Here is a 23,778-nt window from a genome sequence, read left to right on the forward strand (position 1 = left end):
TTAATGTTTAGCTACTTACTAACAAACCACGACGCTTTTAGCGGAGGAAAAGCGGATAACATCTCATCAACTTTGTCATACTGCGCCTTTATCAACTCGCCGAACTTTGAAGACAGGTCAGACTCAATGCCATCATGCATATCAACATTCCGATCTTCGATATGTATGGAGTACCCTCGGGAAAGCCTGCCTCTATCATCAGCCAGAATCTCCCCCCGGAAAATAAATCGCTGATGATCATAACCATCAAAGATTAACCTCAAGGCTTTATCTCCTCCTTTACTGATCGTGACGCGGCCTATAACAGCCCGGACAACCTCCCGGATATTCAACCGGTCTGGATCTGTTGTGTCCTCAAGCAATGCAGGGGTTATCAACTCCATCGTATCAACGATTTTTTCAATCTGCTGGTCACGGGAACCTTGCAACAATTCGCGCTGAGTTAACTTGTCCAGATCAACCAAAATGGCGGACTTTCTGGACTCCAACCCTTGAAGTAAAGCTACCAAAGAGCCAAGATTTCCGCCCATTGATATCGCGGTAGTGGTGTTATCGATCTGCGACTGTATAGCCTCCAATTCACCCCGTTTAGAATCTATCAGCCCGGAAATGGATTGCTCTGAATCCTGCTTATCCATCACCAGCGAGATATAACCGGTTATGAGCGGCTGTAACAAACATCGCTCAACCAATTCCCCCGAGACGCTCCATGCTTTGCAAGACGACATGCGCTTTTTACCTGACTCACACATATAGCGGATTTTTTCCTGTTTACTAAAGGAGGTCATAGCACCGCCACAGTGACCACAACGCAGAATCCCCATACCAGAAAGCAGTGTGATCACTTGCTTCTGCTCCCCTTGCGGCATCTTGTTGTTGCTGGCTACATCTTGAAGTCTTGCAAACTCAGCGGGTGTACAAACGGGCGGAAAATAGTTTTCCAGATGATGAGTAACGTTGTTCAGGGTTAAAACCTTCTCCCCCATCAACGCACGATTCAACCGCATCTTCTTAATATTCGGCACCGTCCAGCGCACTTCTTTTTTTTCGTTCTTACTCTTCTTACCTGCCGGTGGCGGATAAATCTTACAGTTATCGTTCAGATAGTTGGTCACCCGATAGTTACCCCAGCCGGACAATAAGAGCCTTACGGCCTCTTTTGCGGCTTTGAAGTGTATCGGGTGCTGCTTGACAGATTCATTATTTGGCCCGGAAGCGTCGATCCACCAAGGAGAAGAACCCGCACTTTTTATGTTTACAGGAAGCCCGGAACGGTATCGTTCTATAAGTTTAAGCGTGGTTTCAAAAGCACGTTTTTGCTTGGTGAGGGATTCCTCATTGGCTCTCATGAATAGCAGTATGGACAACATCAGATCCGTGGGATTCTGATTCACGCTATCGCGGGTAAAGGTCTTCCCATCCATACCGGTGACCAGAGTCAGCCCCAGACGCAGGAGACGGAGGAATAATTCATTGGCGGTAGTGGCATCGGCACGACTCAGACGATCAAGATTTTCTACATACAGCCACGAATCAGAGGGAATAACCCCACTTTCTACAGCAGAAATAAATCCTGCCAATTTACCGCTTGTGCTATTCTTCGCGCGAAACGCTGAGACGCCCGCATCAAGGAGCTGGACGTACTCCAAACCATGAATAGCAGCGTACTGTTTCGCCTTTTCAGTCTGACGCTCCAGGGAGGTATTCCCTGTTTGTTTGTCAGTGGACCACCTTACATAGGAATAGAGTTTTTTCATGGCTCACACAGAAAATAAGAAAGATTCTGAGATTATCACCTTTTCGAACTTGGGCAACATCAAGTTGGCTAATCCGGCTCCGCTGGGCCTTATGGGCTTCGGCATGACCACTATTCTGCTTAACCTGCACAATATTGGCATGTTCCCGCTGGATGGTATTATCCTGGCTATGGGTATTTTCTATGGTGGTATCGCGCAGATTTTTGCGGGTCTGCTGGAATATAAAAAAGGCAACACTTTCGGTTTAACCGCATTCACCTCTTACGGTTCCTTCTGGCTCACCCTGGTTGCAATCCTGCTGCTGCCTAAAATGGGTCTGGCAGATGCGGCGAATGGCCACTTCTTGGGTGTCTATCTGGCTATCTGGGGCGTGTTCACCCTGTTTATGTTCTTCGGCACGCTGAAAGGCGCACGTATGCTGCAGTTCGTCTTCCTGAGCCTGACCGTGCTATTCACACTGCTGGCGGTAGGACACCTGGCGGACAATGAAGGTATCGTTCATGTAGCCGGCTGGATTGGTCTGGTATGTGGCGCAAGCGCTATCTATCTGGCGATGGGTGAAGTTCTGAACGAGCAATATGGCCGTACCGTTCTGCCGATTGGCGAACAAGAGCAGCACTAATCCCTGTTTCGTGCCTGCACTGCGGGCACGAATTCCCCCCTTTTTGCCCTCCTGTTGATTACGCATTCACCCACTTTATGGGATGATGACGGCATTTCTTCGCAGACAGAATCTGACAATGACTACGCTTTTCCAGGGCCGTGCTTACTGGTTACAACGTTGGGCTGCGCTTCTTCTTACCGGGATGATGGCCGGGCTTGGCGGGATGTTGCTCGCCATGCTGCTACATGAAATTCAGCATCTTGCATATGGGTATAGTCAGAACCAATTGATAAGCCCTCGGACATTTTTAGAGGGTGTGACGGATGCCAGCGCGCAGCGACGCTTTATCGTGCTGGTCGCCGCCGGCATCGTTGCCGGCGCAGGATGGTGGCTACTTGCGCGTTATGGCCAAAAGCGCGTCAGCATCAGTACGGCGGTAAATACCCCCGAGAAACCGATGCCACCGCTCACCACACTTATTCATATTCTGCTGCAAATCATCACCGTGGCGATGGGCTCGCCGCTCGGGCGCGAAGTCGCTCCGCGTGAAGCGGGCGCGTTCTTTGCCGGGGGCACAGCGCGGACATTGCGCCTTACCCCCGCCGAAATCCGACTGATGACCGCCTGCGGTGCGGGTGCGGGACTTGCTGCGGTATATAACGTGCCGCTGGCGGGAGCTATATTTACACTCGAAGTCTTACTGGTGAGTTTTAGCTGGGATGCGGCTATCGCGGCGCTGGTCACATCGGCGCTGGCAGCCTGGGTCGCGACCCTGGGACTGGGGGATGAGCACCAGTATCACTTCACGACGGAATTTGCCGCCACCTCGTTGATTTTCTGGAGCGTGCTTTGTGGGCCATTTCTGGGTGCGGGCGCTTTTCTTTTTCGTCGCCTCACCCAATATGCGAGCAGCAAAGTACGGGATAACTGGCAAATGCCCGTGGTCAGTCTGATTGCCTTTACGCTGTTGGGTATCTTTTCCATCTGGTTTCCGCAACTTCCCGGCAATGGCAAAGGGGCCGCGCAGCTGGCGTTAAGTGGCGAAATGACGGCCTGGCTTGCTGTCGTTTTACTGGTACTGAAAGTATTGGTTATCTGCGCGGTGATTCGTGCAGGGGCGGCTGGCGGATTGTTGACGCCTGGCCTTGCCGTCGGTGGGTTACTGGGGTCGCTGCTGTTTATGCTTGTCGGGCCGCTTTTCCCCGGTAGCGACATGGAAAGCTTCGCCCTGTTAGGCGCTGCCGGGTTCCTGGCCGCCTCAGCGCATATGCCCGTCACCACACTCGTCTTAGTGATGGAATCAACGCGAATGGACCACAGCTTCCTGATACCTGCCGCATTATCAATCGCAGGGGCGTATGCCACCTGTCGCGCGCTGGAAATGTGGCAGGATGCGCGTTTTTCGACCAAAACCATAACCGCAGCTAAACGAGATAGTAATAAAAATCCCATTTAATTGATAAGCATTATCATTTCAAATATGGTCGCCGGGAGCATCCCGGATATTGGATATCATGCAACAGCCTGGACAGGAACGTTGGGGGATACATCGATTCTGTTGTGTTGCATAAGGTAAGCCAATGAGTTCCCCTCTTGTCGCCAGTATTAAGCCTGACGAATCCGCAGTGTCGTCACATTACAGAAAAATCGTGCTGCGGCGTTTCGCGCTCTCTGGCGTGATCCTGACGTTTATTCTGCTGTCACTGGTTCTGGATTTCACCATCGGGCCTTCCGGGCTCTCTCTTTCTGCGCTCTGGCATGCGCTTGTTGATGCCGGATCTGCCGATGCGGGAACGCGCGTTATTGTCTGGGAGTTACGCCTGCCCATTGCATTAATGGCGATCGTTGTCGGGATGGCGCTCGGTCTGGCGGGGGCAGAGATGCAGACCATCCTCAATAACCCGCTCGCCAGCCCCTTTACTCTCGGTGTCTCCTCCGCCGCGTCATTTGGTGCCGCGCTGGCTATCATTCTTGGCTTTGGTATTCCGGGCATTCCCGACCAGTGGGTTATCTCAGTTAACGCCTTTGTCTTCGCCCTGCTGGCCTGCTTTATTCTTGATGGCATCAGCCGCTGGACGCGGGTGGCAACATCGGGCGTAGTGTTATTTGGCATTGCGCTGGTATTCACCTTCAATGCGCTGATTTCCATTCTGCAATTTGTGGCCAGCGAAGATACATTACAGGGACTGGTCTTCTGGACCATGGGCAGTCTGGCGCGCGCCTCATGGGACAAGCTTGCTATTCTCAGCATCGCCCTGCTTCTTATCGTGCCCCTGTCGATGAAAAATGCATGGAAGCTTACGGCCCTTCGCCTGGGGGAAGACCGGGCCGTCAGTTTTGGTATCAATGTGCGCAAACTGCGTATGGCGACACTGCTGCGCATTAGCATAATCTCCGCGCTGACCGTGGCCTTTGTTGGTCCGGTTGGCTTTATTGGCCTGGTGGCTCCACATATTTCACGCATGCTGTTTGGTGAAGATCACCGCTTTTACTTGCCCGGCAGCATGTTGACTGGCGCCCTGGTACTTTCGCTGGCGTCTGTGTTATCGAAAAACATTGTCTCCGGCGTCATCATTCCCGTAGGTATCGTTACCTCACTGGTCGGCGTCCCGTTCTTTCTGAGCATCATCATTCGCCATCGGGGGAATTTATGACCGACGGACTGCGCATCCATGCTCTGCATACCGGCTATCGTAAAAAGAAAATTATCGACGGGCTGACCACGCCAGTACTGCCACGCGGGCAAATCACCGCCCTGCTTGGGCCAAACGGTTCGGGCAAATCCACCCTGCTGCGCGCGCTTGCCGACCTCAACCCGGCCCGGGGACAACTGTGGCTGAATGGCGAAGATTTGATGACGCTGCCCCCGGCAAAGCGGGCGCAAAAGGTGGTTTATCTGCCGCAGTCATTGCCGCAGGGTGTGCATCTGCATGCGCTGGAGTCAGTCATTGTAGCCCGACGCGCCAGCGGCTTCTGTTCCGGGGAAAACGTTGAGCAAGAGGCCTACGACATTCTGCATAAGCTCGGCATTTCACATCTGGCGATGAGCTTCCTCGACCAGCTTTCCGGTGGGCAGAAACAGCTGATTGGCCTTGCCCAGTCCCTGATCAGGAAACCGGACCTTCTGCTGCTGGACGAGCCACTTAGCGCACTCGATCTCAACTATCAGTTCCATGTAATGGATATCGTCGCACGCGAAACGCGTCTGCGTAACATCGTGACGGTGGTGGTGATCCATGACATCAACATTGCGCTGCGCCATGCCGAATATGCGGTGATGTTAAAAAACGGCGCACGGGTTGCCAGTGGTATTCCAGGCGAGGTCGTTACACCCGCGAACCTGGCGACAGTCTACGGGGTAAAAGGCCGGGTCGAATATTGTTCGCAGGGACTACCACACGTGGTAGTCGATGGATTAACAACCTAAAACAGCTATCAGACGGGGAAGAGATGAATCTGAAAAAGATAATCATGGGGATCGCGCTGATCTTTGCGCCACTGCTGGCGATGGCGCAAGACTGGCCAGTTACGGTGACGGATCTGGATAACCGCAGCGTTACGATCCCGCAGGAGCCGCAGCGCATCATCCTGCAGGATGGCCGCGATATTCTGGCGCTGGCACTGCTGGAGCGCGACGATCCTTTTACCAAAGTGGTCGCGTGGAACAACCTGCCGAAAAAACAGGACACGGAAACCTGGAATGTCCTCAAGCGCAAATGGCCGGAAGCCGAAAAGATCCTGGATATGCAGTTTTCGGATCAGGGTAATGTCGATCTGGAAACAATCATCTCGCGCCATCCTGATCTGATGATTGCGCAGCTGCGCGCCAAACCTGCACTGGAACAAAGCGGTGTGCTGACCAAACTTGAGGCATTGCATGTACCGGTGGTGTTTGTCGATTATGAATTGCATCCGGTAAACAACACCCTGCCCAGCATCGCGCTGCTGGGTAAAGTGCTCGGCCAGAATGAGCGCGCAAAACAGTACATCAATTTCTATCAGCAGCGTCTGAACATGCTGCATCAGCGTCTGGCCAATACCCACAAAAAACCACTGGTGTTTATCGAACCCATTGCAGGTGTCGCAGGGCTGGATAATGGCTGTTGCTTTACCCATGCCCGCAATGGCTGGGGTGGTCTGGTCGAAGCGGCGGGCGGCGTGAACATCGGTTCACAACTGTTGCCAGGGGCAGCGGGAAATGTCTCAGTAGAGAAAATCATCGCCATGAACCCGGACTACTATCTGATGACCGGTTCAAAACGCCCGGGCAAAGGGACGGCTATTATTCCATTCGGCTACAACGTGGACGAAAAAGCGGTAGCGTCTGCCTTCGGTGCCTTACTGGCACGTCAGGGCGTCAGCAGCATTCCTGCCGTTACCCAGGGTCATACTGGCGCGCTCTATCACCACTTCTACAATAATCCGTACAACATCGTCGCCATTGAAACGCTAAGTAAGATCTTCTACCCGGACCTGTTTAAAGACATCGATCCGCTGGCGGATTATCACACCATCATCAAGGATTACACCAGGATCCCCGATGACAAAATCATCCTGAGCTACACGCCTTCGCATTAATCTTTCTGAGCGCCATCGTCCGATGGCGCGTTTTTTATCAAACTTGCGCTTAGCGTGTGGACTTCGCCAGCATCGGGCTCTCTGTAGCGACCAGATCCTGGCGCAGCCATAACCCCAGCCCCAGGCCAATCAGCGACAGCGCCAGCACATACCAGGCGGGCGCCATTGGTGAAATGCCCATCAGCATCGTTACCGCAATCGGCGTCAAACCGCCAAAAATGGCATAAGAGACATTGTAAGAGAAAGAGATCCCGGTAAAACGCACTTCCGCCGGGAAAGCGCGAACCATTACATAGGGCACAGCCCCTACAACCCCAACGCAGAAACCGACCAGCCCGTACAAGACAAACAACTGCTCAGGGTGGTTGCCCGTCAGGTGATAGAAGGACCAGCTTGAACAGGCCAGCATGATACTGCCGACAATAAAGGTTTTGCCGGGGCCAACGCGGTCTACCACCAGCCCGGCGGTCAAACAGCCGAAACAGAGCATGATCGTAGCAATACTGTTCGCCTGCAGGGTCAATGCCGGCGCGAAACCATACTGTTTTTGTAGCCAGACGGGAGACATCAGAATAACCACCACAATCCCGGCCGAAAGCAACCAGGTCAGCAGCATTGAGATCACTACCGCTTTTTTATGCTTCATGACGACGGCTTTCACCGGTAGCTCTTGCGCCAGCGCTTTACGCTGCTGCATTTCGAGGAAAATTGGCGTCTCCTGTAACCAGCGGCGCAGGTACATCGCCACCAGACCAAACGCGCCACCCAGCAGGAAAGGTATACGCCATCCGCCATCGTGAATCGCCTGCTGCGTCATGCTGGTATTGATGAGCGTTGCGACAACAGAGCCAAGCAGAATCCCGACAGTCAACCCGGCAGTTAATGTTCCGCAGGCAATCCCGATACGGCGTTCCGGTACATGCTCCGCCACAAATACCCACGCGCCTGGCACCTCGCCACCAATCGCCGCCCCCTGTAACACGCGCATTAACAGCAACAGCAATGGTGCAACGATGCCCATTGAGGCATAAGTCGGCAACAGACCAATCGCCAGTGTGGGTACCGCCATCAGCAAGATGCTCAGGGTAAACATTTTCTTACGCCCCACCAGATCGCCAAAATGGGCCATCACGATGCCCCCCAGCGGGCGCGCCAGGTAACCCGCAGCAAAGATTCCAAACGTCTGCACCTGACGTAGCCACTCCGGGATGTCTGCCGGGAAAAACAGCTCACCGACAACGGCGGCAAAGAAAACGAAAATGATGAAGTCGTAAAACTCAAGCGCACCGCCTAACGCGGCAAGCGTGAGGGTTTTGTAATCCTGCTTATTGAGGGGACGTGTGTAGTTTGACATAACGGACCATTTGTAAAGAGGAAGTGTTGATTTCGTTTTTACGTAAACTGTAAATTTAAAATTACTATACCGTAAATAAATCAACACTCCAGTGCCCGTATAACTTAATTTAAAAAACGCCTGTTTTTAGGATATTGTCGCGCGAATCGCATTTTTTGGGCGAAAAGCCGCTACCACACTGGGATCGGTTTCAATATAAGGCCCTTCGAGGAGCTGTACACAATACGGTACACTGGCAAAAATACCCGGCACAATAACCTGACCATCTGCCTGTTTCACACCTTCAAGCGTCTCTTTGATGGATTTTGGCTGTCCTGGTAAATTCAGGATCAGCGCTTGCTTGCGGATCACCCCCACCTGACGGGAGAGAATGGCGGTAGGCACGAAATTCAGGCTAATTTGGCGCATCTGCTCGCCAAACCCCGGCATTTCGCGGTCAGCAACGGCAAGTGTTGCATCAGGAGTGACATCACGACGCGCCGGACCAGTACCGCCAGTAGTTAAGACCAGATGGCAGCTCATCTCGTCCACTAACTCGCAAAGCGTTTGTTCAATAATGCTCTGCTCATCCGGGATAAGTCGTTTTTCGATGGTAAAGGGGGTCGTCAGCGCCTGCGCCAGCCACTCTTCCAGAGCCGGGATGCCTTTATCCTGGTAAACACCGCTTGAGGCACGATCGGAAACAGAAACTAAGCCAATGCGTAATGTATCCATATTCATTCCGTTAAAAAAATAATGGTTAACGGAAATGATACACGCTGAGGGGAAATGCAGACAGAGGGGAAAGCGTGGCCGGGTATCCGGCCACGCCTGAATGATTACAGCAGATCGCCGATCATTTTTTCCAGTTTTTCCTGGTCAACAGCAAACTTACGGATACCGTCCGCCAGTTTGTCTACTGCCATCGGATCCTGGTTATGCTGCCAGAAGAATTGCGCTTCGGTAATACGTTCCGGGCGCGCTTTTACTTCGCCAGAATAGGACAGTTTACGCTCAATAGCACCTTCGCTTTCTGCCAGTTCTTTCAGCAAGCCCGGAGCGATAGTCAGGCGGTCACAGCCTGCCAGTTCCAGAATCTCACCAACGTTACGGAAGCTTGCACCCATCACAACGGTTTCATAACCGTGCTGTTTGTAGTACTGATAGATTTCCGTTACGGAAACCACGCCCGGATCTTCTGCCGGTGCGTACTCTTTTTTATCCGTATTGGCTTTGTACCAGTCGAGGATACGGCCCACAAACGGAGATATCAGATAAACGCCAGCTTCCGCACAGGCACGTGCCTGCGCGAAGGAGAACAGCAGCGTCAGGTTACAGTTGATACCTTCTTTTTCCAGTTGCTCAGCTGCGCGAATACCCTGCCAGGTGGACGCCAGTTTGATCAGGATACGATCGTTGCTGATACCCGCATCGTTATACAGTTTGATCAGGCGTTTTGCTTTCGCGATGGACGCGTCGGTATCATAGGACAGACGTGCGTCGACTTCGGTAGAAATGCGACCAGGGATCAGTTTGAGGATTTCCAGACCGATATTCACCGCCAGTTTGTCCGTTGCATCTACCACTTGCTGCGCGCGGTCGCTGCTCTGTTCTTTCGCCCAGGCAATAGCGTCATCAATCAGTTTGCGGTATTCAGGGATTTGGGCAGCGCCAAGAATCAGAGAAGGGTTGGTGGTAGCGTCCTGCGGCTGGTACAGCTTCATAGCCGCGATATCTCCGGTGTCAGCAACAACAGTCGTGTATTGACGCAGAGAAGTCAATTTATCCGTCATGATAGTGTTTCTCTTTGAACTTGTTAGGGGGATGTAACCGGTCTGCCCTGATGATAACACGACGCCCTGCCAGCGCAACCGCAGACATTGCGCACGCCCGGTATGGTAAACTAGATTTATTAATTGCCTGCAAAGTAGTGCCTTATTAATAATAGCGCTGCTTATCAATCTGCGAACCGGCATAAACAAGAGGGATGTTGATGCCTGAATTCTTCTCTTTTATCAGCGAAATCCTTTGGGGTTCATTGATGCTCTATCTGCTGCTTGCGGCAGGTATCTGGTTTGCTTTTAAAAGCAAATTTGTACCATTTCGCCTGATTGGCGACTTTTACCATAACCTCAAACATAGCCGCGCCCAGTCAGGTGGACTGACTTCGTACCAGGCGCTGTTTCTCAGCCTTGCCGGACGAATGGGGTCCGGTAATTTAGCTGGGGTAGCATTAGCTATTGCGGCAGGCGGTCCCGGCGCGATTTTCTGGATGTGGGTATCGGCCTTGATTGGCATGGCTACGTGTTTCGCCGAAAGCATACTGGCGCAACTCTACAAAGAACGCGACGCCAATCAGCAATTTCGCGGGGGGCCTTCCTGGTATATGGCGCGAGGCCTTGGCATGCGCTGGATGGGAGTGCTGTTTTCTGTCTTCCTGTTGTTAGTTTACGGGCTGTTATTCAATACCATTCAGGCCAATTCGGTAGCGCGTGCCGTCCATTTTGCCTGGCATATTAATGAGATCTACACCGGTCTTATTTATGCAGGCATGATTCTGTTAATGATTACAAAAAGCATGAAACAGATTGCTTGCATCATGCAGTGGGTTGTTCCACTCATGGCCCTTGCCTGGGTAATGACCTGCCTCGGTATTGGCATTGCGCACTTAAGCGCATTGCCGGAGATGCTCGCCACTATTGTAAAAAGTGCCTTTGGTTGGCAGGAGGCGGCAGCAGGTACCATGGGTTACACGCTTAGTCAGGCGCTCACCAGCGGTTTTCAACGCAGTATGTATTCCAACGAGGCAGGAATGGGTTCAACGCCGAATGCCGCCGCAGCCGCAGCATCATCTCCCCCTCATCCTGCCGCTCAGGGCTTTGTGCAAATGATCGGCGTGGTTGTCGACACGTTTATGGTTTGCACCGCCAGCGCATTTATTCTTCTGCAGGCAAAGGATACGCCAACAGATAACGCTATCATTGGCGTTCAGCGAGTTCAGGAAGCGATGGTAACGCTGACGGGGTCATGGGGAGCCAGCTTTGTCGCCGTCATTATTATCATGTTTGCGTTCAATTCAATTATCACCAATTATGTTTACGCTGAAAATAACCTCATTTTCCTGCGTATGAACAGCAAGCGTAACATTTGGCTGTTGCGTATCGGGATTTTAGTAATGGTGTTGATCGGCGCTCAATTGCGTATACCGTTACTCTGGCATGTGGCAGATGTGATGATGGCGTTTATGGCCATCACTAACATGACGGCAATTCTGTTGTTGTCTCCCGTCGTCACCCTTATCGCCGCCGATTATCTACGCCAACGTAAGATGGGTGTAACGCCGGTATTCGATCCAAAGCGTTACCCGGACATCAACCAGCAACTCGCGCCAGGTGCATGGGACGATAAAGCGGGATCGTAAATGACAATCGCAACTATTGATCAATCACCGGCCATTTTTTGTTACAGTCAGCGGAAATTTTCCTGCAAGGACTGACTATGCTGATTCTCATCTCGCCCGCGAAAACACTGGATTATCAAAGTGAGCTGGCCACCACGCGCTACACGCAGCCTGAATTGTTGGATTATTCGCAGCAGTTGATTAAGGTCGCGCGTCAGCTTAGCGCGCAACAAATCAAAGCTCTGATGGGCATCAGTGATAAGCTCGCCGACCTGAACGCCACCCGTTTTCACGACTGGCAGCCGGACTTTACGCCGAAAAACGCGCGTCAGGCTATTCTGGCCTTTAAAGGCGACGTCTACACCGGCCTGCAGGCAGAAACTTTTACCGAGGCTGATTTCGATTTTGCCCAGCAGCATCTGCGTATGCTCTCTGGTCTGTACGGCGTGTTGCGTCCACTGGATCTGATGCAGCCTTACCGTCTGGAAATGGGGATCCGCCTGGAAAATCCAAAGGGGAAGGACCTATATCAGTTCTGGGGAGAGGTCATCACCAACACGCTGAACGACGTCATTAAGGCGCAAGGTGATGACATCGTGGTGAACCTGGCATCCGATGAGTATTTTAAGTCGGTCAAAACACAAAAACTGAATGCGCAAATTATCAAACCCGTCTTTCTGGACGAGAAAAATGGCAAGTTTAAGGTGATTAGCTTCTATGCCAAAAAAGCTCGCGGCCTGATGAGTCGTTACATCATTGAAAACCGCCTGACAAAACCGGAACAGTTAACCGCGTTTGATAGTGAAGGCTATGTCTTTGATGAAGAGCTGTCTGGAAAGGGCGAACTGGTCTTTAAACGTCACGAGCAGTAAGGCTGTGGCCCCCTCTTTCAGGAGGGGGCAGACTAAGCGAAGAGATTAATCGTGGCGCCAGTCTGGCCCCGGACGATGGTCATCGTGACGATAGTCATGATGGTCGCCACGGAAGTCGCGGTGGTCGTCACCGTGCGGACGCCAGTGGTTTTCCCGCCATTCATAGTGTCTGTGCCACCAGTCATGGTCGCGCCAGTGGCCGCCATCCCAGTAGTTACCGTGACGATCCTGATCGCCAATTTGCAATTTTACTGCCGGCACAAGGGTAATTTCAGCGGCCTGCGCCGCCAGCGGAGCCACCATCAGCAGCGAAAGCGCTAAGAATACAGGTTTAAACATGGGTTACTCCTTTGTTCATCTTGCCCGTTGTGGGCCGATGTAAGGAGATTAAGCAAAGTGATGGCGGCTTGTTATTCTCTGCAATCCTAATCTCTAAGCTCCCGCATTTTATGGGAATTTCTCCGTTTTCCCTGTCGTATTTCTCCTTAATTTCTCCGAATTCAGACGTAAAAAAACCGGGCCGCGATAACGCTCACCCGGTTCTGGTTTGAGACAACGTGGATTACGCTTTGCTCATCATCAGTTTACGCAATTGAGCGAAATCTGCAGGCAGATGATGCGACAACAGCTCAAGATTCGCACGCTCTGCCAGTTCTTTCGGCAATGGCAGTGTTTCACCGAGGATGTCTTCAACGCTCTCTTTGAATTTCGCCGGATGCGCGGTCCCCAGGAACAGGCCGTACTCACCTGGATGCAGCTGATCGCGGAGCGCACGATAGGCAATGGCGGCATGCGGTTCGGAGATATAGCCCTTGCCTTTCAGCTCACGCATGGTCTCTTTGGTCGTTTCGTCGTCCACTGCGGCATAGCCCAGCTCGTTCAGACGCCAGATTTTACGGCGGAACAACTCTTCTACACGCGGCCAGTTGTTCGGCTGGCTGACGTCCATCGCGTTCGACAGGGTTGCCTGTGTCGCTTTTGGCTTCCACTCACCGTCCTGCAGGAAGCGCGGCACCGTATCATTCGCATTGGTCGCAGCGATAAAGCGTTTAATGGGCAGCCCCAGCGATTTTGCCAGCAGGCCAGCCGTTAAGTCGCCAAAATTGCCGCTCGGCACGGAAACAACCAGTTGATTACGTGCCTCTTGTGGCAGTTGCGCTACCGCTTCAAAGTAGTAGCAAATCTGTGCCAGCAGGCGGCTGATGTTGATAGAGTTGGCTGAATTCAGGCCCAGCGCCGCTTTCAGTTCTTCATCATCAAAAGCCTGTTTTACCAGCGCCTGGCAGGCGTCGAAATCCGCATCAATCGCAACGGTTTCGATATTACCACCCAGCGTACAGAACAGTTTTTCCTGTAGCGGACTGATTTTACCGTTCGGGTAAAGGATGACGACACGGACGTTTTTCAGGCCGTAGAAGGCATGCGCCACAGCCGCCCCGGTATCACCAGAGGTCGCAGTCAGGATCGTCACCGGCTTATCACCGCTAATGGTGGTCAGCATTTGCGCCATAAAGCGCCCACCGAAATCTTTAAACGCCAGCGTCGGGCCATGAAACAGCTCCAGGCAGCCAATGTCACTCTCAACCGGCTGAACGGGTGCCGGGAAAGCAAACGCCTCCCGGACGCGCGCTTCCAGAATTTCCTGCGGAATTTCATCACCGATGAACGCACCGAGGATTTTGGCGCTGCGCGCAACGAAATCCATGGTCAGCATGTCATCAATTTCAGTCAGGCTGAATTCCGGCAGATCATGCGGGAAAAACAGCCCCTGGTTCTTGCCAAGCCCTTGCGTGACGGCCTGCGCGAAGCTGACCTGTTCGTTGTGATCTTTTAAGTTATAGAGTTTCATTGGTTATCCCACTACTCGTGCACCCGTCGTGTCCAGACGGCAAATATGAACAAAGCCTTCCTGATTTTGCAAATAGTGTTTGCTCAGCCAGTCTGCCACACGTTGCGCCGTTTCCGTTTTATCGCACAACGCAAAAAGCGTTGGGCCGGAACCCGAAATACCACAGGAGAGCGCACCAATTTCAGCAACCGCCTGACGCGCCTCATTAAAGCCTGGCAATAATTTCATACGATACGGCTCAGCAATAACATCTTTCATCAGCTTCGCCGCAAGCTGAGGCTGACGGGAGTAGCAGGCATGAATAAAGCCCGCCAGATGTCGGCCATGAGCGATACAATCCTGACGACGATACTGAGCAGGCAGGATAGCGCGTGCCTCAGCCGTAGAAACCTTAATGCCCGGATAGGCCAGCACCCATAGCCATTCATCAAAGCCTGGCACCTGCTGGCTAATAATGCCGTTTTCCTCGATCATCAATTGCATGCCGCCGAGGTAGCAAGGCGCCACGTTGTCGTAATGTACACTGCCGGAAATACGCCCTTCCAGCTCGCCCATCAGCGCCAGCATGCGCGTCTCATTTAACGGTTTGCCGCAATATTCGTTCATTGCCACCAGCGCAGCGACAACGGAACAGGCGCTGGAACCCAGTCCCGAGCCAATCGGCATGTTTTTTTCCAGCGTCATCGCCACAGGAACCGTTTTGCCAATCTCCTGGCAGAAACGCTCCCAGCACTGATAGACAATGTTTTCACGAGGCTCTGTCGGCAATTTGCTGGCAAAACGTCCCAGATTTTTCAGACTAAAGCTGTCCGCTGCCTCAACCGAGACGTTATCACCCAACAGCGTGCCATCAACTGGCGTTACCGCTGCGCCCAGCACATCAAAACCCACGCTCATATTGGCGCTGGAGGCCGGAGCATATACTTTCACCATCTTAAACTCCCAACTTCCAGGACAGCGTACGCAACAAGTCTGCAAATACACCTGCCGCAGTAACATCATTGCCCGCACCATAGCCACGCAGGACCAGCGGCAGCGGTTGATAATAGTGGCTATAAAACGCGAGGGCGTTTTCGCCGTTTTTCACTTTAAACAGGGGATCGTTACCGTCCACTTCAGCAATTTTCACCCGACAGGTGCCATCTTCTTCGATGTTACCGACGTAGCGCAGCACTTTGCCTTCGTCACGCGCTTTTGCTACGCGATCGGCAAAGTGGTCATCAAGCTGCGGCAGACGCGCCATGAAGCTGTCAACATCACCGCTGTCATCGAATGTTGTCGGCAGCACAGGTTCAATCACGATATCGGAAAGCTCCAGCTCACGTCCGGTTTCGCGGGCCAGGATCAGAAGCTTACGCGCCACGTCCATACCGGAGAGATCATCACGTGGGTCAGGCTCGGTATAGCCCATTTCACGTGCGATTTTAGTCGCGTCCGACAGGCTCATCCCTTCATCAAGCTTACCGAAAATAAACGACAGCGAGCCGGAAAGAATGCCGGAGAAACGTTGTAATTCATCACCCGCATTGAGCAGGTTTTGCAGGTTCTCGATAACCGGCAAGCCCGCGCCCACGTTGGTGTCATAAAGGAACTTGCGGCGTGATTTCGCTGCTGCATGGCGCAACTGGTGGTAGTAAGCCATCGACGAAGTGTTGGCCTTTTTGTTTGGCGTCACCACGTGGAAACCTTCGCGCAGGAAGTCGGCATACTGATCGGCAACCGCCTGGTGTGACGTACAATCCACAATTACCGGATTCAGCAGGTGGTATTCCTTCACCAGGCGAATCAGACGACCCAGGTTGAAAGGTTCTTTGGCCTCAGCAAGCTCAGCCTGCCAGTTTTCCAGATTTAAACCGTGCACATTCGTCAGCAACGCTTTCGAGTTTGCCACGCCACAGACGCGCAAATCGATATGCTTCCCTTTGAGCCATGTCTGCTGGCGTTTAAGCTGTTCGAGCAGCGCACCGCCGACACCCCCTACGCCAATCACAAACACTTCGATAACCTGGTCGGTGTTAAACAGCATCTGGTGAGTGACGCGCACGCCAGTAGTGGCATCATCGTTACTTACCACGACAGAAATCGAACGCTCGGAAGAACCCTGCGCGATCGCCACGATGTTGATATTGGCGCGGGCCAGTGCAGCAAAGAATTTCGCGGAAATGCCACGCAGCGTGCGCATGCCATCGCCCACGACGGAGATGATGGCCAGGCGCTCCATCACAGCCAGCGGCTCCAGCAAGCCCTCTTTCAACTCCAGATAAAACTCATCGCCCATTGCACGCTGCGCACGGGCACAGTCGGATTGCGGTACACAAAAGCTGATGCTGTATTCAGAAGAGGACTGGGTAATCAACACAACAGAGATACCCGCACGCGACATTGCAGCGAACACGCGCGCCGCCATGCCAACCATGCCTTTCATACCCGGACCAGAGACACTAAACATCGCCATGTTATTGAGGTTAGAAATGCCTTTCACTGGCAGACCGTCTTCGTCAGAAGTGGCGCCAATCAGGGTGCCGGGTGCTTGCGGGTTACCGGTATTTTTAATAAGGCACGGGATCTGGAACTGAGCGATAGGGGTAATAGTACGCGGATGGAGCACTTTCGCACCAAAGTAGGAGAGTTCCATCGCCTCCTGGTACGACATGGATTTCAGCAGACGGGCATCCGGCACCTGACGTGGATCACACGTATATACGCCATCAACATCCGTCCAGATTTCACAACAATCTGCACGCAGGCAGGCAGCCAGAACCGCAGCGGAGTAATCAGAACCATTGCGCCCCAGAACAACCAGCTCACCTTTTTCGTTTCCGGCAGTAAACCCTGCCATCAATACCATATGGTCGGACGGGATACGGCTGGCGGCGATGCGGCGCGTTGATTCCGCAATATCCACCGTAGACTCAAGATAGTGCCCAATAGCCAGCAGTTTCTCGACCGGATCAATCACACTCACCTTATGGCCACGCGCTTCCAGCAGCCCCGCCATAATGGCGATGGATAGCTTTTCGCCGCGGCAGATGAGCGCTGCATTGATGCTGTCAGGGCACTGCCCCAGCAGGCTTATCCCATGCAATACGTGTTTAATCTGGGCAAATTCTTGTTCGACAAAGGTTTTTAACTGTGCGAGGGGAAAACCAGGCTGTGCATCCGCCAATCCTTGCAGTAGCTCAGAAAAAATACGTTCGGCATCGCTAATATTCGGTACTGCATCCTGACCCCCGATCGTTTTTTCGATCATTGCGACCAGATGGTTGGTGATTTTCGCCGGGGCAGATAACACTGTTGCCACCTGCCCCTGCCTGGCATTGCTCTCCAGGATGTCGGCAACACGCAGAAACCTTTCCGCATTTGCCACTGATGTACCGCCGAACTTCAACACTCGCATGGTATTACCCCTTGATCTTTGCTCGAAAAAAAAGCCCGCACTGTTCAGGTGCGGGCTTTTTTCTGTATTTCCTGTACGCGTCAGCCCGCACCGTTACCTGTGGTAATGGTGGTGGTAATAATGGTGACGGTGCCGGTGCGTTTCATGGATGTTGTGTGCTCTGTAATTTTATTCTGTCTGTGCTCTGCCTATATTGGTTAAAGTATCTGCCGCCTTAAGTCAACGAATTTTTAGTTTTCAGCTATTTTCCGCGACCTTCCGCTACACTCGCTACGCATTGACTAATCATAGGTAAAGACCATACAAGTCGCATCATTGCAGTGACTTCATCCATAAAACATGCTTATGACAGTGGTTTACTCGGCGAGATTTTTTTCAATGTCATGAAGCAAACGGTGCAACATTGCGGTGTCTCGCTGTTCCAGCATCCCCACACGCTGATCAAGCCAGTCGACCATTTTTATGTCATCCGCCACATCAAGTTTTTCGAGTAACGCATGCGCCCGCGAACGCAAAGCGCGAAGCTGGTTATCATCACGTTGCGTTACCACTTTGGCAGTATTTTGTATTAAAGATGCTAATTGATAACAATAGACCATGACCGCCTGCCCCAGATTGAGTGAGGGATAGTCGGCTACCATTGGCACACCTGTCAGGATGTCTGCAAGCGCCAGTTCATCGTTTGTCAGGCCCGAATCTTCCCGACCAAACACCAGGGCGGCCGAGGGAATCCACGCGCTTTTTTCCGCCAATAATGGCACCAGTTCCGCGGGCGTTGCATAGTAATGGAATTTCGCGCGGCTGCGCGCCGTCGTGGCGACGCTGAACGAAATATCAGCCAGCGCATCGGATAATGCGGGATAAGTTTTAATATTATCAAGCACATCCCCGGCACCATGTGCGACACGGCGAGCGCCTTCCTGTAAATGGGCATCGCTATCAACAATGCGCAAATCGGTAAAGCCCATCGTTTTCATCGCGCGCGCGGCAGCGCCAACATTCTCCGCTCTGGCGGGAGAAACCAGTACAATAGCCAGGTGCATTTTTTACTCTCTTTTTTATCGTCCGACGCGCAAATGGAGGGTTATGTCAGCATATTACGCGTCGCGAATTTACAATTTTGTAACAGCAATCACTGAATTTCGCTTTGCCACCGGTTAAAAAAAGCTAAACTGTTGACTGGCGGTATTATCCGCTCAAATGTTAACAGAAAATGCTTATCCCTATGTTTCTTCATGGCATTTTAATTATGAAGCTGAATCTTCTATTGGATTCAGCTTATTTATCAATTAATATCCGCAACTAGTTGGTTTATTGAAAAATTGTGATAATCGCTAGCATTTAGATATCAAGATTTCACCAAACTGTTAACGTGCTACAATTGAACTTGATATATGTCAACGAAGCGTAGTTTTATTGGGTGTCCCTTGCGTCTTAGCCTGTTATGTTGCTGTTAAAATGGTTAGGATGACAGCCGTTTTTGACACTGTCGGGTTCAAAGGGAAAGTGCCCACGACCAAGCTAATGATGTTGTTGACGTTGATGGAAAGTGCATCAAGAACGCAATTACGTACTTTAGTCATGTTACGCCGTTCATGTTAATTTGCGACATGTACCAGGCTGGTCAGGGACTTTTGTACTTCCTGTTTCGATTTAGTTGGCAATTTAGGTAGCAAACATGCAGACCCCGCACATTCTTATCGTTGAAGACGAGTTGGTAACACGCAACACGTTGAAAAGCATCTTCGAAGCGGAAGGTTACGATGTCTTTGAAGCGACAGATGGCGCTGAAATGCATCAGATCCTCTCCGAAAATGATATCAACCTGGTGATTATGGACATCAATCTGCCAGGTAAAAATGGCCTTTTACTTGCCCGTGAATTACGCGAGCAAGCGAATGTCGCGCTGATGTTTCTGACCGGTCGTGACAACGAAGTAGACAAAATTCTGGGCCTCGAAATCGGTGCGGATGATTACATCACCAAACCGTTCAACCCGCGTGAACTGACCATCCGTGCGCGCAACCTGCTGTCCCGCACCATGAATCTGGGAACAATCAGCGAAGAACGCCGCAGTGTCGACAGCTACAAGTTCAATGGCTGGGAACTGGATATTAACAGCCGTTCGCTAATCAGCCCTAACGGCGAACAGTACAAGCTGCCACGTAGCGAATTTCGCGCGATGCTGCATTTCTGCGAAAACCCGGGCAAGATCCAGTCCCGTGCCGAATTGCTGAAAAAAATGACTGGCCGTGAGTTGAAACCACACGACCGTACGGTCGACGTCACCATCCGTCGTATCCGTAAACATTTTGAATCCACGCCGGACACACCGGAAATCATCGCGACGATTCACGGTGAAGGCTACCGCTTTTGCGGTGACTTGCAGGAATAATCTCCCTTCATAAAAAAAGCGGCGCCAGGCGCCGCTTTTTTTTATTTCCATATCCGTAAATCTTCATCGACAGGAATCTGACTCTCCACGGGCTTTTTCGCCGTTCGTGAGAGTGAGTACCAGTCAAAACGTCGTGTGAGTATCATCACGGTACTCAGCGCCGCAAATAGCACTCCTGTTCCAAGCAACAACGCATTGTCTTCTGAGTTCAGCAGACTCCACATTACGCCATAGAGCATCAATAGCGCGCCGCTAAAAGGCAGGCTGGCACGCCAGCTTTTCAACACGCCCTGCAGATAGACACCATTGATCGCCGTTCCCAGCCCACTGGCGATGATCCACGCCCAGGTAAAGCCAACATGCTCTGACAACGCCAGCAGGACCAGATAGAACATCACCAGCGACAACCCCACCAGCAGATACTCCATAGGATGCATTTGTCGCCCGGTAAGACTTTCAAAGACAAAAAACGCAGCGAAAATAAGAGCGATAAGCAGAATCGCATATTTTACCGCTCTGTCAGTCAGTTGATACTGATCTGCGGGCGTGGCGATATTGACGCTGAATGCAGGCAGACGCCATACATTGTCATCACTCAGACTCAGGATATCGCGGATTTTGCTATCCAGGTTATTGGCAAACCAGGTACTTTGCCAGTGTGCCTGGTAACCCGCCGGGGTAACTTCGCGTTTAGCCGGCAGAAAGTCACCGGTAAAGCCGGGATGAGGCCAGTCCCCCATCAGCGCCATTTCACTGTTTCTGCCAAGGGGAACCACAGAAAAGGCACCGGAGCCATTGAGACTGAAAGAGGCGTTGAGTTTGATACTTTTCTGCATAATATCCGGCGCAGTCAGTGGAACGTGAATACCCTGTAAATCGCTCATCAGCCCCGCCCCTGGCTCAACCCTCAGCGAATCACCATTCACTTTCATCGTCCGTATTTGCCCAATCCCTCTGGCATCACTCAGGGCAAACACGACAAACGGCTCGCCCAGTTGCCTGGTCGCACTCGCCTCCAGGCCAACACGCTTTGGGTCAAACTCCGCGTTAATGCTGATATCTCCATTCCAGACTTGCCCTTCGTAAATACCCACCTGACGATTTTCGACTTGCTGTTTACCCTCGACCAGGAGCGTTTCAGGCAGCCAGAAACGGATATAGCTTTTCGAACTGCGAACCTCCCTGGGGGGTTCATTTCCCGTCGACTCAAGCGTGGTCACAATTTCCGTCACCGGAATGGCAATCAACGGTCCAATCAGCTTTTGCGGTCCGGCGCTACTTTGCCGTAACATGTCGGCGACCTCATTATGGTAATCGCCTCTCTCTTTGATTAAATTGCCAACCATCATCAGTGGGATCAGCAACAGACAAATACACCCTGCCAGGGTGGTAATTTTCCAGAATAATGGTGATTTAAACATAGCCCCTCCTTTGTGTTGCAGGCAGAATAACGGGGCTATAAGAGGAGAATTTGAAGTTATGTGAAGTGACGGTGAAGTGTCAGTCGCGCCTCTGCGCCACCCTGCGGCAGGTTACGTACCTGAATCGTTCCCTGGTGCAAACGCGCCACCTCCTGCACGAATGCCAGTCCAAGCCCACTACTCTTTTGTCCATTCTCTCGCGGTAATGAGTAAAACCGTTCAAAGATCCGCTCAAGAGCGTAATCCGGAATTCCCGACCCGTTATCGCACACGGTGAAGACCGCCTGTTCATCCTGCTCGCGAGCATATAACAAAATGTGTCCGCCGCGAGGGGTAAAATCGATCGCATTGTCGAGAAGATTTCCTAATGCCTGGCTAAGAAGCCCGGCATCCGCCTCAGTGACGAGTTGTCCTGCGTCGCATTCGAGGGTCAGATTTTTGGCGGCCAGCACCACGCTACGTTCGTCCTCAAGCTGTCGGAACAGAGCGTCAACAGGGATGGATGTTGTCACTATCTCCTGGCGATTTTCGAGCTTCGCCTGCTGTAGCAATTTCTCAACCAGCATCTGCATCCGCGTATTTTGCGCCAGAATATTGTTGGTAAAACGAGTGGCGATATCCGGTGGGGGGTTCTCATGGAGAATTTCTGCCGCGCCGCGAATGGCCGCCAGCGGGCTTTTAAGTTCATGAGTAAGCGCATAAACGTACTGCTCAATATAATTTTTCCCTTCGAGCTTAAGGCGCATACTCTCCAGCGCCTGCGCCAGCTTACGCAGCTCACTACTTCCCAGATCAGGAAGTGGTAAAGGATTTTTTTCGCTCACAGCATCCGCATAGCGTGTCAGCTTGCCAATAGAACGGTTAATCCACAGCGTCACCCCAAACCCAATCACCAGAGCAATTCCCAGCAGAGCCGCACTGGCCCAGAGCATGCGCCGCTCACTACGTTTGATGACCGGGGCAATTGCACTGTTGGGTTTACCCACGCTTAAAACGCCAATAATTCGCCCCTGATCGGTGACAGGAGCCGCCACATACATAACCGTACTTTCCGGGTCGTTTGGATCGGAAGGCGTGCTTCGCGCACCATATTTTCCACGCAGCGTAAGCCAGACGTCATTCCAGCGTGAAAAATCCTGACCTACGGCCCGGCCTGCAGAGTCGAAAACGACCTTACCCACCGCATCTGTCATGTAGACATGGTATTCGTTACGTACCTTGCGAATGCCGCTGATATTGGCGTTAATGTTGCTTTGGTTGAGCGAAGTAAACGCCTCTGCCAGCTTGCCATTTTGCGCCTGCCCGGAGAGCAAATCATCGCGCGCCACCTCTGCCAGCAGCGTGGCGGTATCAATCAGCGTACCTTCGGTGGCCCGCCTGACGCCCGGTTTGATCTCCTGGACAAAAATCGACAATACAAACCAGGCGGCAACCGCCACAAGTAAAAAGTAGCCCAAGAGCAGTCGCATTCCAATACGCATTAGCGAATGCCCAGGCTATAACCCATACCGCGATGAGTATTAATCGGCGACACGTCGCTATTCACCGCACGCAATTTAGCGCGCAACGTTTTGATGTGAGTATCGACAGTCCGATCGAAGCTCTCTTCGGCATCGGTCCAGACAAGATCCATGAGTTGCTGGCGCGAAAAAACTCTGCCCGGCGCATGCAGCAGGGTTTTGAGCAGCAGAAATTCATAGCGTGTAAGGGGAAGAATATCGCCACACCAGCGGATAATAGCCGCCTCTTCATCCAGTTCGAATTGCCCGACACGAAGGAGCGAAGATTGCACAGTCGCTTTCTGAAAGCGGCGCAGCACGGTACGTACCCGGGCACATACTTCCCTGGGCGAAAACGGTTTGGCGATATAATCATCGGCCCCCATTTCCAGCCCCAGTAGTTTATCGATCTCATCGCTGCGTGCGGTCAGAAACAGCACCGGTAGCCCCGGTGCCCGAGCCAACAAACGGCGACATAGCTCAAAGCCACTGATATCCGGCAGCCCGACATCCAGGATCGCAAGGTCCGGCAACTGCCGCGTCGCCGCGTCAAGGACAGGCAATCCCCGTTCAAATGACGTAACGGCGAACCCATCCTGCTGCAACATATAAATCAGCGTCTCGGCGATACTTGCCTCATCTTCAACCAGCCAAATTCGCGGTTGTGGCATCT

At 52.2% G+C, this 23,778-nt stretch carries 21 protein-coding genes and 1 other annotated feature; of the genes, 8 read left to right on the top strand and 13 right to left on the bottom strand.

All coding sequences use genetic code 11. From position 1 onward, the window contains the following. Positions 1-11 precede the first annotated feature (11 nt). Complete coding sequence (locus tag AAIG39_RS16935) at positions 12-1,757, bottom strand: recombinase family protein (protein ID WP_343194324.1); 1,746 nt, start codon at positions 1,755-1,757, stop codon at positions 12-14. A 49-nt stretch (positions 1,758-1,806) separates the two neighbouring features. Between AAIG39_RS16935 and satP the strand changes: the two genes are divergently transcribed. The 5 genes from satP (at position 1,807) to AAIG39_RS16960 (ending at position 6,939) form a co-directional block, all read left to right on the top strand. Further along, positions 1,807-2,379: an acetate uptake transporter gene (gene satP, locus AAIG39_RS16940; protein ID WP_343194379.1), complete on the top strand. Its 573-nt coding sequence runs from the start codon at positions 1,807-1,809 to the stop codon at positions 2,377-2,379. Positions 2,380-2,497: 118 nt separating this feature from the next. After that, positions 2,498-3,817: a chloride channel protein gene (locus tag AAIG39_RS16945; protein ID WP_343194325.1), complete on the top strand. Its 1,320-nt coding sequence runs from the start codon at positions 2,498-2,500 to the stop codon at positions 3,815-3,817. 124 nt (positions 3,818-3,941) lie between these two features. Continuing rightward, positions 3,942-5,015: a FecCD family ABC transporter permease gene (locus tag AAIG39_RS16950; RefSeq protein ID WP_249569343.1), complete on the top strand. Its 1,074-nt coding sequence runs from the start codon at positions 3,942-3,944 to the stop codon at positions 5,013-5,015. Next, complete coding sequence (locus tag AAIG39_RS16955; protein ID WP_343194326.1) at positions 5,012-5,788, top strand: ABC transporter ATP-binding protein; 777 nt, start codon at positions 5,012-5,014, stop codon at positions 5,786-5,788. The genes AAIG39_RS16950 and AAIG39_RS16955 overlap by 4 nt, the downstream gene beginning before the upstream one ends. A 23-nt stretch (positions 5,789-5,811) precedes the next feature. Next, positions 5,812-6,939: an ABC transporter substrate-binding protein gene (locus tag AAIG39_RS16960; protein ID WP_343194327.1), complete on the top strand. Its 1,128-nt coding sequence runs from the start codon at positions 5,812-5,814 to the stop codon at positions 6,937-6,939. Between the two features lie 49 nt (positions 6,940-6,988). On the opposite strand, the gene AAIG39_RS16965 is transcribed toward AAIG39_RS16960, so the two are convergent. The 3 genes from AAIG39_RS16965 to tal all read right to left on the bottom strand — a co-directional run bounded on the left by AAIG39_RS16965 (position 6,989) and on the right by tal (position 10,065). After that, complete coding sequence (locus AAIG39_RS16965) at positions 6,989-8,293, bottom strand: MFS transporter (RefSeq protein ID WP_249569345.1); 1,305 nt, start codon at positions 8,291-8,293, stop codon at positions 6,989-6,991. A gap of 126 nt (positions 8,294-8,419) precedes the next feature. Continuing rightward, a complete protein-coding gene (mog, locus tag AAIG39_RS16970) occupies positions 8,420-9,007 on the bottom strand; it encodes a molybdopterin adenylyltransferase (protein ID WP_343194328.1) in 588 nt (195 codons plus the stop codon). 104 nt (positions 9,008-9,111) lie between these two features. Further along, positions 9,112-10,065 carry a transaldolase gene (tal, locus tag AAIG39_RS16975; RefSeq protein WP_090081447.1) on the bottom strand — a complete coding sequence of 318 codons (954 nt, stop codon included), beginning with the start codon at positions 10,063-10,065 and terminating at the stop codon, positions 9,112-9,114. 200 nt (positions 10,066-10,265) lie between these two features. Between tal and AAIG39_RS16980 the strand changes: the two genes are divergently transcribed. Both AAIG39_RS16980 and yaaA read left to right on the top strand, forming a co-directional pair. Then, entirely contained in the window at positions 10,266-11,693 is a 1,428-nt protein-coding gene (locus AAIG39_RS16980) for an alanine/glycine:cation symporter family protein (RefSeq protein WP_090081444.1), read from the top strand. A gap of 77 nt (positions 11,694-11,770) precedes the next feature. Beyond that, the gene (gene yaaA / locus AAIG39_RS16985; RefSeq protein WP_343194329.1) at positions 11,771-12,544 is read left to right on the top strand and encodes a peroxide stress protein YaaA; all 774 of its coding nucleotides are present in this window, start codon (positions 11,771-11,773) and stop codon (positions 12,542-12,544) included. A gap of 45 nt (positions 12,545-12,589) precedes the next feature. On the opposite strand, the gene AAIG39_RS16990 is transcribed toward yaaA, so the two are convergent. From AAIG39_RS16990 to yjjY, 6 genes are all read right to left on the bottom strand, one after another. Next, positions 12,590-12,883: a DUF2502 domain-containing protein gene (locus tag AAIG39_RS16990; protein ID WP_090081439.1), complete on the bottom strand. Its 294-nt coding sequence runs from the start codon at positions 12,881-12,883 to the stop codon at positions 12,590-12,592. Between the two features lie 223 nt (positions 12,884-13,106). Beyond that, positions 13,107-14,393: a threonine synthase gene (gene thrC, locus AAIG39_RS16995; protein ID WP_090081437.1), complete on the bottom strand. Its 1,287-nt coding sequence runs from the start codon at positions 14,391-14,393 to the stop codon at positions 13,107-13,109. Positions 14,394-14,396: 3 nt separating this feature from the next. Further along, positions 14,397-15,326: a homoserine kinase gene (gene thrB, locus AAIG39_RS17000; protein ID WP_090081435.1), complete on the bottom strand. Its 930-nt coding sequence runs from the start codon at positions 15,324-15,326 to the stop codon at positions 14,397-14,399. 1 nt (position 15,327) lies between these two features. Continuing rightward, the gene (gene thrA / locus AAIG39_RS17005) at positions 15,328-17,790 is read right to left on the bottom strand and encodes a bifunctional aspartate kinase/homoserine dehydrogenase I (protein WP_090081432.1); all 2,463 of its coding nucleotides are present in this window, start codon (positions 17,788-17,790) and stop codon (positions 15,328-15,330) included. Positions 17,791-17,814: 24 nt separating this feature from the next. Beyond that, positions 17,815-17,929: a sequence feature (Thr leader region), on the bottom strand. 217 nt (positions 17,930-18,146) lie between these two features. Beyond that, complete coding sequence (locus tag AAIG39_RS17010; RefSeq protein ID WP_343194330.1) at positions 18,147-18,833, bottom strand: tRNA/rRNA methyltransferase; 687 nt, start codon at positions 18,831-18,833, stop codon at positions 18,147-18,149. Positions 18,834-19,232: 399 nt separating this feature from the next. Beyond that, entirely contained in the window at positions 19,233-19,373 is a 141-nt protein-coding gene (gene yjjY / locus AAIG39_RS17015) for a YjjY family protein (protein WP_086870418.1), read from the bottom strand. A 95-nt stretch (positions 19,374-19,468) separates the two neighbouring features. Here yjjY and arcA point away from each other — a divergent pair, with 95 nt between their 5' ends. Continuing rightward, entirely contained in the window at positions 19,469-20,185 is a 717-nt protein-coding gene (arcA, locus tag AAIG39_RS17020) for a two-component system response regulator ArcA (protein ID WP_039078271.1), read from the top strand. A gap of 41 nt (positions 20,186-20,226) precedes the next feature. Here the strand turns inward: arcA and creD are convergent, their stop codons facing one another. From creD to creB, 3 genes are read right to left on the bottom strand one after another with little or no spacing between them, the layout of a single operon-like run. Continuing rightward, entirely contained in the window at positions 20,227-21,606 is a 1,380-nt protein-coding gene (gene creD / locus AAIG39_RS17025; RefSeq protein ID WP_343194331.1) for a cell envelope integrity protein CreD, read from the bottom strand. Positions 21,607-21,662: 56 nt separating this feature from the next. Continuing rightward, the gene (gene creC / locus AAIG39_RS17030; protein ID WP_343194332.1) at positions 21,663-23,087 is read right to left on the bottom strand and encodes a two-component system sensor histidine kinase CreC; all 1,425 of its coding nucleotides are present in this window, start codon (positions 23,085-23,087) and stop codon (positions 21,663-21,665) included. Then, entirely contained in the window at positions 23,087-23,776 is a 690-nt protein-coding gene (gene creB, locus AAIG39_RS17035) for a two-component system response regulator CreB (RefSeq protein WP_343194333.1), read from the bottom strand. Before creB ends, creC begins: the two co-directional genes overlap by 1 nt. Positions 23,777-23,778 lie beyond the last annotated feature (2 nt).

Source organism: Phytobacter palmae, assembly GCF_039409775.1.
Lineage (GTDB): Bacteria > Pseudomonadota > Gammaproteobacteria > Enterobacterales > Enterobacteriaceae > Phytobacter > Phytobacter palmae.

Excerpts from the sequence above, each read along its gene's own strand:
- AAIG39_RS16935 (WP_343194324.1), bottom strand. The coding sequence starts at position 1,757 with ATGAAAAAACTCTATTCCTATGTAAGGTGGTCCACTGACAAACAAACA.
- AAIG39_RS16945 (WP_343194325.1), top strand. The coding sequence starts at position 2,498 with ATGACTACGCTTTTCCAGGGCCGTGCTTACTGGTTACAACGTTGGGCT.
- AAIG39_RS16950 (WP_249569343.1), top strand. The coding sequence starts at position 3,942 with ATGAGTTCCCCTCTTGTCGCCAGTATTAAGCCTGACGAATCCGCAGTG.
- AAIG39_RS16955 (WP_343194326.1), top strand. The coding sequence starts at position 5,012 with ATGACCGACGGACTGCGCATCCATGCTCTGCATACCGGCTATCGTAAA.
- AAIG39_RS16960 (WP_343194327.1), top strand. The coding sequence starts at position 5,812 with ATGAATCTGAAAAAGATAATCATGGGGATCGCGCTGATCTTTGCGCCA.
- AAIG39_RS16965 (WP_249569345.1), bottom strand. The coding sequence starts at position 8,293 with ATGTCAAACTACACACGTCCCCTCAATAAGCAGGATTACAAAACCCTC.
- mog (WP_343194328.1), bottom strand. The coding sequence starts at position 9,007 with ATGGATACATTACGCATTGGCTTAGTTTCTGTTTCCGATCGTGCCTCA.
- tal (WP_090081447.1), bottom strand. The coding sequence starts at position 10,065 with ATGACGGATAAATTGACTTCTCTGCGTCAATACACGACTGTTGTTGCT.
- AAIG39_RS16980 (WP_090081444.1), top strand. The coding sequence starts at position 10,266 with ATGCCTGAATTCTTCTCTTTTATCAGCGAAATCCTTTGGGGTTCATTG.
- yaaA (WP_343194329.1), top strand. The coding sequence starts at position 11,771 with ATGCTGATTCTCATCTCGCCCGCGAAAACACTGGATTATCAAAGTGAG.
- AAIG39_RS16990 (WP_090081439.1), bottom strand. The coding sequence starts at position 12,883 with ATGTTTAAACCTGTATTCTTAGCGCTTTCGCTGCTGATGGTGGCTCCG.
- thrC (WP_090081437.1), bottom strand. The coding sequence starts at position 14,393 with ATGAAACTCTATAACTTAAAAGATCACAACGAACAGGTCAGCTTCGCG.
- thrB (WP_090081435.1), bottom strand. The coding sequence starts at position 15,326 with ATGGTGAAAGTATATGCTCCGGCCTCCAGCGCCAATATGAGCGTGGGT.
- thrA (WP_090081432.1), bottom strand. The coding sequence starts at position 17,790 with ATGCGAGTGTTGAAGTTCGGCGGTACATCAGTGGCAAATGCGGAAAGG.
- AAIG39_RS17010 (WP_343194330.1), bottom strand. The coding sequence starts at position 18,833 with ATGCACCTGGCTATTGTACTGGTTTCTCCCGCCAGAGCGGAGAATGTT.
- yjjY (WP_086870418.1), bottom strand. The coding sequence starts at position 19,373 with ATGACTAAAGTACGTAATTGCGTTCTTGATGCACTTTCCATCAACGTC.
- arcA (WP_039078271.1), top strand. The coding sequence starts at position 19,469 with ATGCAGACCCCGCACATTCTTATCGTTGAAGACGAGTTGGTAACACGC.
- creD (WP_343194331.1), bottom strand. The coding sequence starts at position 21,606 with ATGTTTAAATCACCATTATTCTGGAAAATTACCACCCTGGCAGGGTGT.
- creC (WP_343194332.1), bottom strand. The coding sequence starts at position 23,087 with ATGCGTATTGGAATGCGACTGCTCTTGGGCTACTTTTTACTTGTGGCG.
- creB (WP_343194333.1), bottom strand. The coding sequence starts at position 23,776 with ATGCCACAACCGCGAATTTGGCTGGTTGAAGATGAGGCAAGTATCGCC.